The organism is Shewanella electrodiphila (genome assembly GCF_023283985.1).
GTDB classification, from domain to species: Bacteria; Pseudomonadota; Gammaproteobacteria; order Enterobacterales; family Shewanellaceae; genus Shewanella; species Shewanella electrodiphila.
Window position 1 is genome coordinate 273,164 of the sequence record NZ_JAKIKU010000007.1, and the last position, 16,300, is coordinate 289,463.

Here is a 16,300-nt window from a genome sequence, read left to right on the forward strand (position 1 = left end):
ATCAATATGGCATCATTTACGTGGTTTCTTTCGTTTTTTTAATCGGTACTAATCGATTAAAACTGTTATCTACAGGTTTCTTTTCGTGATGAACGTTGATTGATACCGTAAATCTAAAGGTGATTAGTTTTGTTATTTAACTTAATCATTTATAACTTCATCTTAAAGAACCTGTTTCGACAGTCATAATATTGTCATTTTCAGTCAATATAGACTGTCTATTTTAGGTCAGATGTAGGTCTATTTTTAAGTTTTTCACCTGAGTTTTAGTTTATTTTTCCTCCAGTCGCCCCCTCTAAAGTTGTACCAAACGTTACCTCAGTAAAATAATTGTTAATAATGTGACAATAAAAATCAAGCCGTATCAAGTTGTAAGTCATTGTCTCTATTCGATTTTAATATTTACTTCATGTTAATGAAATGTTGTTGTCATTTTTACGCAGTCTTTTTGTCATTTTTGAGGGTTAGTTTGTCGTCCAGCCGAATTACTTAACACGCTTAAATCCGTCCTCGGAGATGACAATGGAACTGAAAAACATTTTTAAACTTAATGCTGTATCTGCTGCACTTTCTGCAACTTTGCTACTTGCTGGTTGTGGTGGTGACATTAATATCGATACAGGTTCAGACGGTGAAACGCCAACTAACCCAGGTCCTACAACTCCTGACATTTCAGATCAGGAAGCTGCTTACGGTGGTTTTGCTGAGAAGAGTGCAACTATTGCAGCAATCGACGGTAAAGAAGTTTGGGTATTGTCAGGCACATTAGCACCTTCTACTGCTGCATCGACAGTGAATGTTGGCGGCCAAGATGGTGACAATATTATTCTTGGTAACGATGTTGTTTGGATGCTAGATGGCGCAGTTATCGCTGGTAGCGATAAAGCCGATTCAGTTGAATTATCTATCATGCCTGGCACTAAAATTGTGGGTGGCAGTGAGTCTTACCTAGTGATTAGTCGTGACTCTAAAATCATGGCAGAAGGTTCAGAAGATGAACCTATCGTATTTACATCACTTGAATCTGCATTGGGTCAAGAAGGTCAAGCGGGTCAATGGGGCGGCTTAGTTGTTTTAGGTAACGCACCAGTTAACTCATGCCCTGATTTAACCAGTTGTGATGCTGCATTTGAAGTAGGAAGTCACAGCTACGGTGGTGATGACACTGAAGATAATTCAGGTGTTATCCAATATGTTCGCGTTGAGTTCGGTGGTTTTAAAATCAACGATACACAAGAAATGAACGGTATCAGCTTTGCAGCAGTCGGTGCGGGCACAACTGTTGACCATATCCAAATTCATAAAAATAACGATGACGGTGTTGAGTTCTGGGGCGGTAACGTATCGCTTTCTCACGTTGTGTTAACTGAAAACTTTGATGATTCTTTAGACTGGACAAACGGTTGGCAAGGTAGCGCGCAACACGTATATATCCGTCAAGAAGATAACGGTTCTAACCGTGGTATTGAAGCTGACAGTAACAGCAGCGCAGACGCAGAACCTCAATCTCGTCCAACTTTAGCTAACTTTACTATTCAAGTGGCTAATGGCACTAACAGTGGCGGCGATGATGCTGAAGGTATCTTATTCCGTAAAGGCACTGCAGTAGACGCTTACAACATGCTGGTTAAAGGTGATGTGGCATCTGGCGAGTGTTTAGAAGTGAATGATGACAACACAGTTATTACTGCAGAAGCTGGCAACTTAAACATGCAAAACAGCTTAATCGACTGTGTTGAGCCGTTTAAAAATGCAAAACCAGATGCTGATGAAGGTCGTGAACTTGCACTTGACGTTGAGCAATGGTTCCTTGAACAAGAAGGTAACCTAGCGGGTGCATCTGACCTAACTGGTTACATGCCTAACTCATCTTCAGTGGCATTAACTGGCGGTGCAGCAGATTTAGCTAACATGGATGACCGTTTAATGGATGCTGAGTATATCGGTGCATTCGACGGTACAACTGATTGGACTACGGGCTGGACAACTGCGATTCATGAAGACGCAGCGCCAGCGCCAACTGAATTACCAGTATTAACATCTTGCCCAGTTGGCACAACTGCAGAAGATGTGGTTGCAGGCCTTTATAAAGATGACAGCGTGACTTTAGTCTGTTCAATCGAAGGTAACATCACCACGAATACAACACTGCTTGCTGGTCAAAACGTGATGTACAAAGTGGATGGCGGTGCAGTGGTTGTTGGTGGTGATAAAACTGACTCAGCGACATTAGCCATTCAAGCTGGTACTCAGTTATTTGCAACAGATAACAGCTACATCGCGATTAGCCGTGGTTCAAAAATCATGGCTCAAGGTAGTGCTGAACATCCAATCGTGATGACTTCGCAGCAAGATGTGATTGCGGGTGCAGAAGGTGAGCGTGGCCAATGGGGTGGTTTAGTACTTCTTGGTAACGGAGAAACCAATACTTGTCCTGATAAAGATGCATGTGATGCTTCATTCGAAGTGGGCGATTTCCCATACGGCGGTAACGACAATGCTGATAACAGCGGTCAAATCAGCTATGTGGTAGTTAAGTATGCTGGCTTTAAAGTGAACGATACTCAAGAAATGAACGGTATCTCATTTGCGGCAGTAGGTAGCGGTACGCAAGTTGACCATATCCAAGTTCACGCTAATGGCGATGATGGTGTTGAGTTCTGGGGCGGTGCAGTCAACCTTAAATATGTTTACTTAACTGACAACTTCGATGACAGCTTAGATTGGACTAATGGCTGGCAGGGTAAAGCACAATATGTGTATATCACTCATGAAGATGGTCAAGCAAACCGTGGTTTTGAAGGTGATAGCCATAAAGGAACTGACGATACACCAGTGTCTAACCCAACTATCTCTAACGTGACCATCCTTCCAGGTACTGACATTGAAAATGCCAGTGGCGACAAAGGTGAAGGGATTATCCTTCGTGTTGCTACAGCAGCGTCAATCCACAACCTATTGATTCAAGGTCGTAAAGGTTCAACTTCGGAGACTGAATCAGGTGAGTGTCTAGAGCTAGACGGTACGTATGCCGGTCTTGTTGACAATGTTAATGATGGTTCATTAATGATTTCTCACTCAGTAATCGATTGTAACGAGCCATTTAAATACAGCTCAGATAATGATGCGACAACTGATGCGGTTGGTACCGAAGAGTGGTTCTTAGCGCAAACAGGTAACTCTGCACAAGAAGTCACATTAACAGATGGCATGCCAGCAGGTACTGACACCGTGTTACTGGGTACTGGTCTTGATATGAGCACGACTGATACTTTCTTCGAATCAACTGATTATATCGGTGCATTCGATGGCCAGACTGACTGGCGTGAAGGTTGGGCATTTATCAAGTAAATCTGCCCTGATAATGCCAGCAAGCAGTGCTTGCTGGCATTAATTAAAACCCTTATCTCAGGGTTTTAGTAAGTGATATTGAGTCAATAAGACAATACTTTCTGCCTCGTCTGTGTAAGCCATGTAAATAGAGTTTCCCAAGACGAAGGCGCAACCTGAACTGTGTACAGGATTGAAAAACGCTATGAAAACCAAGCCGAGTTTTATCGCTAACAAGCTAAGTCTAGCTGTTGTCACTGCCATTTCTGCAGCCTCTCTTTTTACAACACTACCAGCTTACTCGGAAGAAACGCCTGCGGTTGATCCAGGTGAAGATTTCCCAATTGAAGTGATTGCTGTAACGGGTCGCTTGCGCACTTCTGCTTCAGCAGCAGTTGAAGAACGTCGTGAACAACCAACGGTTGTTGACATCATGGGTGCAGACCAAATTTCTCGCACAGGTGACAGTGACGCCGCCGCAGCGCTGCGCCGTGTGACTGGTTTGACACTAAAAGATGGCAAGTTTATTTACGTACGTGGTTTGGGCGAACGCTATTCAAGTACTTCTTTAAATGGTGCGGTTGTGCCATCACCAGACCCAACTCGTAACGTGGTACCGCTGGATATGTTCCCGGCCTCTATTATTGAGTCACTATCAGTACAAAAAGCCAGTACAGCCAGTACGCCAGCAGCTTTTGGTGGTGGTCATGTTGATATTCGTACTAAATCCATTCCTGCAGACTTCTTTTTTAAAGTGTCTTTAGGTGGCCGTTACAACACCAACGATTCTGATGACACTTTCACTTATAACGGTGGTGGTGATGATTGGATGGGCCAAGATGACGGCACTCGTTCAATGCCTAACAGCATTAATGATGTCAATAATATGTATGGCGGGATCAGCCCAATTGATATCGTGACAGGTTCAAACGGTACCATTGATTTTGCCAAGGCGCAGGAAATTAACCGTGGGTTAGCCAGTGACATGTATCGCGACATGACGGTATTTACTGAAAGCACTGACCCAGGTATTCGCGGTAACATCGCTATTGGCGATCGCTGGGATATTACTGATGACATTATTTTTGGCGCAATGTCGGCAGTTTCTTATAAGAAACAAGCTGAAAACTACACCAAAACGGAAGTGGAATTAGCGGGTGATGCTGACAACGTACAAATCGAAAACTCAAAAGATGTTATGGGTACTGATTCGATTGTGCAAATGTCTGGCATGCTCAATTTAGGTTTAGAAATTGGTTACGACCATAAAATTCAAACCTTCTCAACTTACCTGCGCGACACTTCAGATGATGTATCAGTGGCAATTGAAGAAACCATCGATACGATTTCAGAGCCTAATGCTCTGCAAGTTTACGATGTGGCTTATGAAGAACGTAATCTGATTAGTAACCAAATTCAGGGTAACCATTTCTTTGAGTATCTATGGGACTTAGAAGCTAATTGGATGTATTCAAACGCAAGCTCTAAGCGTTATGCACCTAATGAGCTTTCGTACACTTATAACGTATTGTTTGATGATGCTAATAACATGACAAGCCGTAACTTGAATACTCAAGATGCGCCTAAATATGTTTATAGCCGCCTTGATGATAATACCGAAAATTACAAGTTCGATTTAACCCTACCGTTTGAATTTGGCATGAACGTGCTAAAAATTAGTGGTGGTTACGAATACTTTGAGCGCACCCGTGAAAGCTATGCAACACGTTTAGGTTTTGATGTTGGCTTAAGTCCAACAGATCCTAATGGTGACATCCTATCAACTGATTTTGATAATATTTTCTCTGATGACAATATTGCCAATGACACGCTTGATTTAGAACTTAAAGATGCTTCAACAGACACCGAAGATTACATTGCCGCAGAAATGATTGATGCAGGGTTTGTGAACCTTGATATCGACTTTGATGACGTATGGCGCTTTGTTGCGGGTGTTCGCTATGAAGATTTCCGCCGAGTGACATTACCACTAACGCCTGATGGCGAAATCTCAGATGAAGGTGGTCGTTATGACATGGAAGACTATGCTATCGCTGAAGATGGCTGGTTCCCATCAATGTCGTTAACCTGGAAATCATCTGATGTGAGTCAGTGGCGATTTGGTGCAAGTAAAACATTGGTGCGCCCTGACTTACGTGAAGTTGCGCCAGTACGTTTCCAAGACCCTATTACTGGTTTTGATTTCTTCGGTAACCCAGAGCTTGAAAGCTCTGATATTTACAACTTGGATTTACGTTGGGAATACTACTCAGAAGATGGCGCAAACTTAAGTGTTGGCGGTTTCTACAAAGACGTCGATGCCCCGATTGAAGCGATTCAACGTATTTCTGAAGCCGGTCGTCAGCTCAAGTTTTACAATGCTGAATCAGGCGTTATTTATGGTATCGAAACCGAGTTTTTACATGACCTTGGCTTTATCGGCACAGAAGGCGGATTCTGGGAAGACTTCTTTGTCGCGGGTAACTTAACCTTAAGTGATTCAGAAATTGAAATCTTAGCGAATGGTGAGATTGACCCAACTAATAATAAGCGCCGCATGACAGGTCACTCTGAGTGGGTTGCCAACATGCAGTTTAGCTATGATTCTGCTAATGAGTCACATAGTGCGACACTGGTATATAACGTGTTTGGTGAACGTATTGCTTATGGCGGACGCGGCGGGTTAGATGATGTTTATGAGCAACCTTTTCATAGTTTAGATTTCACATACAGCTACCTGCCAACAGAAAGCTTTGGGGTGAAATTTAAAGTGAAGAATATCCTAGGCGAAACAACCGAATACGATCAGCAAGACGTGGTGGTATACGCAAAAGAGCCAGGAACAGAATTCACTCTGCAATTCGATTACCAATACTAAAAATAGTAACAGGGTTATCTGTCACTGCATTGCGGATAAATGGTAACCCTTGGTTTTCTTGAGTGTAACAAGGTACTGATTTTTAGCATTATTACTTCATCCTTTTAATGCTAAAAATCCAGTATGTAGTGTGATTTAGAGTAGGAAGTCTGGAACACTTCTTTGCAATTAATCACACGCTTCTTTATTGATAAGACGTTATTTAAGACAGGCGTTTTTAAACGAAGAAGTGATAAGTAAAAATAGCAACGCGAGTGCTAATGTTTGTGGTAATACTTCATCCTGTTATTGCGACATAAAGCGCGAGGCCACTTTCTTCTGGAACAAGAAAGTGGCCGTTTTTGTTTCTGACTATTTGTTTTTTATACAGCTAGCTACAGAACATTTAAATAAAGACTAACGTCAATAGAGTTAGTAATAGCTTAAAAATAGTAACCAAAGTTAATGTTAATGCGTTTATCCCAGTCATCACCCATTTCAGGTAAACCTACATGGTCATTATTAGCGGTAGAAAACGTCATGTTTTTACCCAAAATAAAGTCAACCATGGTGTAAGTCGCACCAGCAGAGATCGCACAACCTGTGACGTTTTGCATGCTGTTGTCATAGCTATCGTCAGCAACATCAGGGGTCATTAAACCGAAATCGTTGTAACATTTAACACTACCAAAATCAGTGGCAAAGGTTTTAGCGATATTTGCACTGTACGCTTGGCCTTTAGAGGCTATTTCATACTGCCAACTCACTACAGCAATACCGATTTTATTGTCGTCAGCAGAGTCTGCTGCATCGTACTCGTATTGCATCGCTTGCAGTTGCAAGTTCCAGCCTTTGTAAGTGCTATCTAAATGCAACGCTACAGCATAACGGTCGCCCATATTACCTGTATCACTGTTATAGATTTGACCGTATTGAACAGAGCCACCAAATGTAGTCGAACCGCCTTCATACTCAGAAGTATAGGTTTGTCTAAAGTTAAAGCCGTTAGTTTCTTCGTTGTGGTATTCAGTGCCATTGATTTCACCACTGAATAATGACGCAGAATAACGTTTGTTTTCCGTTGCACTGTAAACAGGATTTTTGTAGAACGCGAAATCAGTGTTCCAGCCATTATTGTCGTAAGAGGCTTTAATACCCACATCGTGATTATCTTCAAAACCTAGGTAGTAAGGTATACCAAACCAGAAACTATTAGAGATAAACTCAGGGTTACCAAAAGGCACTTTATTAATACCGACTTGCAGCTGCCAATTCGGATCAATATCATAAGAGCCGTAACCGTATTTGATATAGTTACTGCCTGAAGTAAAGCGATATTCAGCAGCTAAACCCCAATCACCTTTTTTACCATTAAACTTAATGGCAGCCATCTCGAAATCAAGCTCACCTAGTTTATCTTTATTAGATTCGTCATAATCTCTATATGCATAATTTACGCGCACTGCGCCACCGATGTTAATACCATCTTCTTGCTCTTCTGCCATGACGTTGACTGAAGACATTGCAATTGCTGTGGCCACCATCGACAACATAAACTTGGCGGTGTTTTTCATATTTTTGTCCTTGAAAGTATTGCTAACTCTCAGTGTTGATGTGAATGAGCTGCGCTGGTTTTCGCTACCGAAATGGGATACTCGATAGCTTCAATCCCTTTGAGTGCATAACCGGTTTTGGCAAAGCCTGATTGTGCCGATTTAATACTGAGTGTACCGGCGATATACATAGGATGATGTGCATCAGGGATGGCTATCGGCTCATCAAATACCACATGGATGAGCTGATTGGCGGGAGCAGGAGGTTTATGAAAGCACGCGCCTTGCTGCGGCGTAAGTAAGAAGTTCTTACTGCGGCTAACATCTAGGCCATCTAAAGGCACTATAAATCCCGGTATAATGATCGTTTTACCGTCAAGGTCTTGATTGACGTTGGTTGCGACGGGTAAGTCGCTTGGTCCAGGAGCCAATTGTTGCCATAAAATCGACATGGCCTCATCGGCAGCTAATTGGCTGCTGAACAGTACAGCGATAAACAATATTAGTGATTTTTTCATAACTTTATGTTGGGCCAACGTGAGCTGGCCCTTCCTAGTTAACTATTAACCTGGATTACTTAGCTTTTTGAACAACATCCCAGCCGTAACCACCATTACCTGAGCGCACAAGCTTAGAGTTGGTGTATGGGATAAAGTCGAACATTAGTTGCTCACCTGGACCTACATCTTGTGGCCACTGGTATTTGAAGGTTGAGAACTTGCCATCTAGTGGGAACCAGTACATGTAGATCAGATCTTGATCATCATAGGTGTTTGGTGTGTAGTGCATTGCTTTAGATGGGATCTCAATGTAGTCACCAGCACCAAATGGTTGCATGCGCTCTTGAGCCCACGTTAGTCCTTGACCACTTAGGCCGTAGTAACATTCCATTTCACGATGGTAATGAGGTGCTGCCGTACCAGGCGCAACTCGAACTAAACCAATTACTGTTGGCTCATCGTTCAGCTCTTTCCAACACATGCCAACTTCAGTAGCGCCAGCACCGCCTTCTGGACAAGGGATAAGATTGCTTGGGTCATCAACACGCCAAGTTAACCAGCCTGATTCATTAGCTCCAGTGCCACCGTGATCGTTCGACATGATAGAGTTGATGTCTTTTTTGCCAGACTTCAATTCTTCAAGGTACTTCATCGCTTGCTCTTGCTTACATACCATAGGCATGACTTTAGTTGGAGCATTGATGGTAGACAGTGTTGGCTTTTCATTATGCCAAGGTTGGTCTGCTGGCTTGTCACCTGCTACAGCGCAACCTGTAACAAGGATTGCTGACATTGCGATTAGTTTTTTCATCATCTATTCCTTTATATTGTTAGGTATTTCAGTTTTATTGTTTAAATTTTGGGAAGTCGAAATTGTGGCAATCCATGCAGATTGCTTGTTTCGGTTTATGCTCTCCGTGACACTCCATACACGGCGCTTCTTGGCCGTAATGCATGCTGTCATGAGGGTTCTGTTGAGCTTCATGGCCTTCACGTTTTGTTTGTTCTGCCAGTTCGCTCATGTCATGGCATTGCAAACAAGATTCATCTGACGGGAAGGCTTTCATCCCTTGGTCATGACAGGTTTTACAGCCTGAGTCGTATACCATTTCATGATAATCCCGCTGATCTTGCGCTTGTGCTGAAAGTGCAATGCAACCACCAAGAATGAGTGCAAGTAATGTGTTAACTGTCTTCATGGTAATTTTCCTTATGCCTTCATCATTGAACGAGCAGCAGTTACGCCAAATGCCATACACTCTGGTGTTGAACAGCCACCAAGTCGGCTCACACCATGTACGCCACCGGAAACTTCGCCTGCGGCATAAAGCCCTGGAATGCTTTGTCCTGTTTTTGCAGCAATCACTTCTGCTTTGGCATTAATTTGGATACCGCCTTGGCAGTAATGCACTTTTGGCCATAAGCGTTGCACGATGAATGGTGCAGTCAGATAGATACCAGTGCTCATGTTCATACGTTTGCCAAACTGCGGATCTTCGCCTGCTTTGACGTATTTGTTCCAATCATCTATCTGCTTTTTAAGCGCTTTGTTAGGTAGGTCAAAGTGCTTGGCAATCGCATCTACGCTGTCAAACTCCCAGGCAACGTTATATTTGAGGACGTTAGCCATAGAAGGATCTTTTTGCGCCTCATGTTTAGGTGCGATGAGTAATGCAGGGTTAGGGTTACCGTCTTTATCTCTGCGTTGAACTTCTAAATCGGCACGGTGTTTACGGTCGGCAGTTTCATTCATGAAACGCTCGCCAGTGTTACGGTCGATAGCAATAGAGTGGGGGAAGTTATATAGCGAGAAACCTGCGCCGTAGCCAAAGCCACCTTCATCAGGAGATGCCCAAGGGCCTGATTGAATAAAGCTCAAGTGAATTGGCATAGCACCTTCTGCAAGCATGGCAATTAGGCCATCACCTGTTGCGCCACGCGCATTGGTACAGCCCACTTCATTACCTAAGTTGGGGTCTAGTGCTTGGCGGAAGTTGACGTTAGCACCAAAACCGCCTGTTGCAATCAACACACCTTTCTCAGCTTTTACATTGATGAGTTCGCCCGATTCTTCATGACCGAAGTGGTAGCCACGACGTATTTGAATACCTAGAACAGTGCCGTCTTTTGCGGTAATAAGGTGTTCGAACTTATGGCGGATTTTGGTTTTAACGCCGTAGCTTCTAGCCGTTTTGAGCATTGGGCGGATAAAACCTGCACCACTGCGTTCAACTACTTGGTGACTACGGGTGGCACTTGTACCGCCTGTGTTGATGATGTGATCGCGATAAACACAGCCACAATCTTTAGTCAGTTGGTAAATGTATGGACCGAGTTCAGCGCTGTGACGCAGTAATTCTTCACTGGCATAGCCTCGGCCAGATTTTAGTTGGTCTTGCACCATTAACTCTGCGCTGTCTTCAATGCCTAGCTGTTTTTGTAGATCAGTATTGGCAAAACAAGCTTGGCCAGCATTGAGGGTACTATTGCCACCATATACGCCGAGCTTTTCAAAGATGACGATATCTTTAGCACCTAATTTACCCGCTTCAACTGCAGCGGCTAAGCCTGCAAAACCAGAACCTACGATAACGATCTCATGCTTTTCATCCCACTTCACTTCTGATGAATTAGCGCTAACTGCTAATGGTGAAAGTGCGCCAACGGCAGCAGCTCCAGCCCCAAATTTTAAAAATGAACGTCTTGTTTGCATTGTGTTGCCTCCGATTAACTTGGGCTAACAATATGCTTTCATCATTTAACTAAACATGCGCAAAATCACACTTTATGCGGGGTGATAATCTTTTTTGTGGAGCTGCTCAAGAAAATGTTTCTTTTAACTATAAAAATCTGCCTATAGCCGTAATATCAACTGGAATCAACTTGATAAATAAGAGATGAACATGCACTGTCCAAATCATAAAATGGATGTAATAAGGTGTAATCAATTATTAGATGCGGCAGAAGAACTTATTGATAATCAAGGGGTTGTTTCTTTTAGGTTTGCACAGATCGCCAAGGGTGCTCAGTGTTCAACCAACACGCTTTACAAATATTTTGAGTCAAAAGAAGATGTATTAGTTTGCTTGTTTTTACGCAATACAACTTCATCAAGAATGCCCGATTTTATTAAAGATAATCCTCATTTAACTGTTCATGAACGTGCAGTGTTACCGCTTATCTTTACTTTTGAATTAGTAAAATTAAGCCCAATATTTAACATATTGAGAGTTGTTTCAATCAATAGCATGTTTTGGCAATTAGCCAGCTCTGATAAAATATCTATCCTTCGCAATCGGGTGAACCTCTTTTGGAGTTGTATTCGAAACCCATTGGAAGATGCCGTTGCCGCGGGTGAGCTGAATGCGACAGAAATGGATATCAAAAATTTATCCCAGTCACTGTACTTTTTTCTCGCTGGTGCGACATCTTCATATCAAAGTGGTTTGATGGATGATAAATATTTAAATTCTGATGATGCGGATGGTTTACGTCATATCAGCCGTTTGATGAATTACTACCATTGGCGCACACCGATTACGCAGGAGATGATGCAAGGCTTAAGTCAACGTATTCGTCAGTTTTTAGATCATGGTGCTGGTCAAAAGCGCACGTGTGAAACTTGTTTAGCGACAGGTAAAATGGTTTGTAGTGTTCGTGCTGAGAAATCTGGGACTTCCTAGGCTTTGCTAAACACCAAATGAGTTACATTGTAAGTTCAATGCGAGGTGTTTTGAGCAAAGGCAAACACTGATACCAAGAATTTAAAATTGAAGCGGTTAGGCAGACAAATGAACGTGGCTATTCAGTCGCTGAGGTATCAGAACGATTTGGTATTTTACTTAAAACTTTTTATCTCTGACAAAGCCATTTGTTAGATAAAGCTAAGTTTAAGTCTAAGTCTAAGTCTAAGTCTAAGTCTAAGTCTAAGTCTAAGTCTAAGTTTAAGTCATCTAAATCATCGGATGAACAATTAAAGATCGGCCAACTTGAAGCCGAATTAGAATGGACGAAAGGGCAATATCGATGAAGGTATGTCGGATTGGTTGAGTTATTGTTGCAGCTGGAAGTGCTATCAATCGAGTCATCAATGACCCATATGAGTTACAAAGTTGAAGGTAAAACAGACAGAAACTAAGGAGCATGAATTTGTTTCTGTCTGTTTGATTATCTAACGCTTGGATTATCGCATTTAGGTTCTAATCTTTAGAAATAGTACCCGAAATTAACATTAATTCGTTTGTCCCAGTCATTGCCGAATTCTGGTAAGCCTATATGGTCATTATTGGCTGTCGCGAAAGTCATGTTTTTACCCAAAATAAAGTCAACCATGGTGTAAGTCGCACCAGCAGAGATCGCACAACCTGTGACGTTTTGCATGCTGTTGTCATAGCTATCGTCAGCTACGTCAGGTGTCATTAAACCAAAGTCGTTGTAACATTTAACACTACCAAAATCAGTGGCAAAGGTTTTAGCGATATTTGCGCTATAGGCCTGGCCTTTAGAAGCGATTTCATACTGCCAGCTTACGACAGCAATACCGATTTTATTGTCGTCAGCAGAGTCAGCCGCGTCATATTCGTATTGCATCGCTTGCAGTTGCAAGTTCCAGCCTTTGTAAGTGCTATCTAAATGCAACGCTACAGCATAACGGTCGCCCATATTACCTGTATCACTGTTATAGATTTGACCATATTGAGCAGAACCACCAAACGTTGTAGAACCACCTTCATACTCAGAGGTATAGGTTTGTCTAAAGTTAAACCCATTGGTTTCTTCGTTATGATATTCAGTGCCATTGATTTCGCCGCTGAATAATGAAGCTGAATAACGCTTGTTTTCCGTTGCACTGTAAACAGGATTTTTGTAGAACGCGAAATCAGTGTTCCAGCCGTTATTGTCGTAAGAGGCTTTAATACCCACATCGTGGCTATCTTCAAAACCTAGGTAATAAGGAAGGCCGAACCAAAAGCTGTTTGAGATGAAACCAGGATTACCAAATGGTACTTTATTGATACCAAGTTGAAGTTGCCACTCAGAGTTTATATCGTAGAAGCCATAACCGTATTTTATGTAGTTGCTATCTGAAGTGAATCGGTAATCTGAAGCTATACCCCAATCACCTATTTTCCCGTCAAATGTAATTGAAGCTACATCAAAATCAAATTCACCTAACTTGTCTTTTGAGGACTCATCGTAGTCTTTGTATGCATAATTAACGCGAACAGCACCTCCGATGCTTATACCATCTTCTTGTTCTTCTGCAATAGCATTAGTAGAAGACATTGCAACTGCTGTAGCCACCATCGACAACATAAACTTGGCGGTTTTTCTCATCATTTTTCCCTTTCTATTTGTAGATTTTATATTTTTAAGTGTTTTATGAAACTTTCGTCACCATTTGCGGTGACAGCCCTTAGAGTGCGTTTTTTGTGGGCGGAAATCACAATCGTTGAGCGTTTTAATTTTGATAACTCAGCTAACTAAATCAGTTGTTAATCCAGAATTAGTTGTAGGTAATTGCTTTACAATAACGTGGTGTGTATCTAGCTTTCGCCGTTGAATAAGACAACCTAGAAGAGCAAAGAGTTGTCCTGAAAACGGGGTTGTGATGACTCATTAGGCAGTTAATTAATTAAAAAATAATGTAGGTAAATAGATAGGCGTATTGTGACGCCACCTTATCGACAACTATTCAAGTGTGCTACTGAATTAACCTTCCTTCTGAAAATCCAATGTTCTAGTTGAATTCAATAGATATAGACAAGTTGTGCGCTATTTTCATTTTGGTTTAGTGGCATGAGTTTTAATTAACCTTGGATTGTATTGAGGTTAAAAGGCGACCGCTAAATATTGGTTAGTGTTGAAGGCACATCAGAAGTGCGCGAGATTAAAGGTTTTATTGGTTGAGATACAGGTTGTAGTGTCAGTATTGAGATCTGGGAAACGATAATTTTATATTTTCATGACAATAGAAACTCTTGAACAACCAAAATGATGTTCAAGATAAACATATATTCGTCACTGCGCTGTTTCATAACACTAAAAAATGGCTCAAGGTTTTCAGTTTTTGGTTGCAGTTAATCAAGCTCGATGCTTATTGAGCAACTCCCGCTACCATAGACTTTTAAGTTACTCATGAGCTTGCTTAACAATATTTTATGAAAATATCGACATAACAAATTATCTGCTATGTCGATAAATCTTAAAGTCACACTTATTAACACATAGCTGCCCAACGTTGAGTTGGTCTATTTGGTAGAGTATTTTTGTTTGACTTGTTCAATGAGTGCTTGCCATTGTGGGTATTTTTCAAAGCTTTGTTGTAAGTCCCCCCAAGGCGATAATGTATCTTCTAGTACTTCTCCAGAAACATCGATACCTTGGGTAGCTAGGTACAAATAGTAAAATGCTGAGGCGCGATAGTTGGCGGCGCAATGCACTAAAATCGACTTATCATTGTTTTGTTCCATCACACTAAAAAACAGCTCAACATTTTCTATTGTTGGCTGTTGCCAATCGACTTCGATGTTTTCATATTTCATCCCTGAATCGTTTACTAATTCGGGTTCTTCAGCAAGAAAGTTAGGATTATTGGTTGGAATTAGGTTAATCACGACCTCAACGCCTGCTTGTTTGAGCGTTTCAAACTCAGAGCTTGTCGGCAAACCTGCGGTTATCACCTGGTTATTGTTAATTTTGATCGCTTTTATATCTGCAAGCTGTGCGGGATTAATTTCAGCGGCAACAGGGTTAACTAGGGCTAATGCGGTTATCATCATTGTCATGGCTATAGCCCCTTTTGTACGGTGTTTTAGTGGTTTGCCAGATGTTGCTTTATCATTGATTAGGCTGTTCATCGTTTAAATCCTATTCCTTTAGAATATTATTGATTGCAGTTAATTCCTGTTGGCTAAAGTCTAGCTTATTCAGTGCATTAACAGAGTCGAGAATTTGCGCCGGACGACTGGCACCAATTAAACAGGTCGTTACAGCTTCATTATTCAGTGCCCATGCAATGGCCATCTGCGCTAACGATTGTCCACGCTGCTGTGCTAATTCATTTAAGGCTTTCACCTTTGATATTTTTGCTGAGGTGAGGTCTTTTTCGGCGAGGTAAATTTGATGTTCTTGTGCTGCTCTAGAATCTTTAGGAATACCATTGAGGTACTTACTGGTTAATAAGCCTTGCGCCAGAGGCGAAAATACAATCGAGCCAACGCCTTCAGTTTTTAGCACTTCCGTAAGACCATTTTCAATCCAGCGATCAAACAGGTTATAGCGTGGTTGATGGATTAATAAAGGAGTACCTAAATCTTGAAGTATCTTAATGGCTTGTTGGGTTTGCTGAGGTTGATAATTTGAAATCCCGACGTATAAAGCGCGGCCTGAACGCACAATGTAATCCAGTGCCTGCATGGTTTCTTCTAATGGCGTATCAGCATCCATACAATGATGATAAAAGATATCAAAGTAGTCCAAGCCAGTGCGTTGAAGGCTTTGATCGCAGCTTGATACCAAGTACTTACGTGATCCACCCATTCCGTAAGGGCCTGGCCACATGTCATAACCCGCTTTGCTAGAAATAATCAATTCATCACGATAAGGCGTTAAGTCGTGTTTAAAGATTGAACCAAAAGTTGATTCGGCAGCACCATAATTAGGGCCATAATTATTAGCTAAATCAAAATGGGTTAAACCAGAGTCAAAGGCTGTATGAAGCATGTTAGCAGCATTGACTCGAGAGTCGTTTTCACCGAAGTTTTGCCATAACCCTAGGGAAAGCTTAGGTAACAAAATGCCACTGCGCCCGCATCGTTCGTAAGCCATATTTTTATATCGGGTAGGGTTGGCAATATAGTGTGCATTGGGTTCGTGGGTAATCATTTATCATCCTAAAAATGAGCGGTTTTGAGCAAACATTATCTCAGTAAGGTTTGACGCCTATGAACTATTACAAGTTATCCATTAGCTATTTAAAATAGATTATTACAGTTAGTCGGAGAGTTCACCCATTAATGGGACTCTTTGTATTATTAAATGCTAATAAATGTCATATT

General features: G+C 41.8%; 11 protein-coding genes and 1 pseudogene. 4 read left to right on the forward strand and 8 right to left on the reverse strand.

The features are described from left to right. The first annotated feature begins 522 nt into the window (after positions 1-522). On the forward strand, positions 523-3,351 hold the full coding sequence (locus tag L2737_RS14500; protein ID WP_248956168.1) for a hypothetical protein: 2,829 nt from the start codon (positions 523-525) through the stop codon (positions 3,349-3,351). Between the two features lie 184 nt (positions 3,352-3,535). Next, on the forward strand, positions 3,536-6,208 hold the full coding sequence (locus tag L2737_RS14505; protein WP_248956169.1) for a TonB-dependent receptor domain-containing protein: 2,673 nt from the start codon (positions 3,536-3,538) through the stop codon (positions 6,206-6,208). A 422-nt stretch (positions 6,209-6,630) separates the two neighbouring features. On the opposite strand, the gene L2737_RS14510 is transcribed toward L2737_RS14505, so the two are convergent. From L2737_RS14510 to L2737_RS14530, 5 genes are read right to left on the reverse strand one after another with little or no spacing between them, the layout of a single operon-like run. Continuing rightward, positions 6,631-7,761 carry an OprO/OprP family phosphate-selective porin gene (locus L2737_RS14510; RefSeq protein WP_248956170.1) on the reverse strand — a complete coding sequence of 377 codons (1,131 nt, stop codon included), beginning with the start codon at positions 7,759-7,761 and terminating at the stop codon, positions 6,631-6,633. Between the two features lie 29 nt (positions 7,762-7,790). After that, the gene (locus tag L2737_RS14515; protein WP_248956171.1) at positions 7,791-8,258 is read right to left on the reverse strand and encodes a DUF3299 domain-containing protein; all 468 of its coding nucleotides are present in this window, start codon (positions 8,256-8,258) and stop codon (positions 7,791-7,793) included. Between the two features lie 55 nt (positions 8,259-8,313). After that, positions 8,314-9,051, reverse strand: coding sequence for a cupin domain-containing protein (locus tag L2737_RS14520; RefSeq protein WP_248956172.1), 738 nt, complete (start codon positions 9,049-9,051; stop codon positions 8,314-8,316). 34 nt (positions 9,052-9,085) lie between these two features. Beyond that, a complete protein-coding gene (locus L2737_RS14525; protein WP_248956173.1) occupies positions 9,086-9,439 on the reverse strand; it encodes a cytochrome c3 family protein in 354 nt (117 codons plus the stop codon). 11 nt (positions 9,440-9,450) lie between these two features. Continuing rightward, a complete protein-coding gene (locus tag L2737_RS14530) occupies positions 9,451-10,953 on the reverse strand; it encodes a flavocytochrome c (protein ID WP_248956174.1) in 1,503 nt (500 codons plus the stop codon). A 190-nt stretch (positions 10,954-11,143) separates the two neighbouring features. On the opposite strand from L2737_RS14530, the gene L2737_RS14535 reads away from it, so the two are divergent. Further along, on the forward strand, positions 11,144-11,923 hold the full coding sequence (locus L2737_RS14535; RefSeq protein ID WP_248956175.1) for a TetR/AcrR family transcriptional regulator: 780 nt from the start codon (positions 11,144-11,146) through the stop codon (positions 11,921-11,923). A gap of 86 nt (positions 11,924-12,009) precedes the next feature. Then, positions 12,010-12,096, forward strand: a pseudogene (locus L2737_RS14540) (hypothetical protein); the annotation flags it as partial. Positions 12,097-12,446: 350 nt separating this feature from the next. On the opposite strand, the gene L2737_RS14545 reads toward L2737_RS14540, so the two are convergent. The 3 genes from L2737_RS14545 to L2737_RS14555 all read right to left on the reverse strand — a co-directional run bounded on the left by L2737_RS14545 (position 12,447) and on the right by L2737_RS14555 (position 16,127). Further along, positions 12,447-13,580: a hypothetical protein gene (locus tag L2737_RS14545; protein WP_248956176.1), complete on the reverse strand. Its 1,134-nt coding sequence runs from the start codon at positions 13,578-13,580 to the stop codon at positions 12,447-12,449. 911 nt (positions 13,581-14,491) lie between these two features. After that, the gene (locus tag L2737_RS14550; protein ID WP_248956177.1) at positions 14,492-15,100 is read right to left on the reverse strand and encodes a protein tyrosine phosphatase family protein; all 609 of its coding nucleotides are present in this window, start codon (positions 15,098-15,100) and stop codon (positions 14,492-14,494) included. A gap of 10 nt (positions 15,101-15,110) precedes the next feature. Then, complete coding sequence (locus L2737_RS14555) at positions 15,111-16,127, reverse strand: aldo/keto reductase (protein ID WP_248956178.1); 1,017 nt, start codon at positions 16,125-16,127, stop codon at positions 15,111-15,113. Between the last annotated feature and the right edge of the window lie 173 nt (positions 16,128-16,300).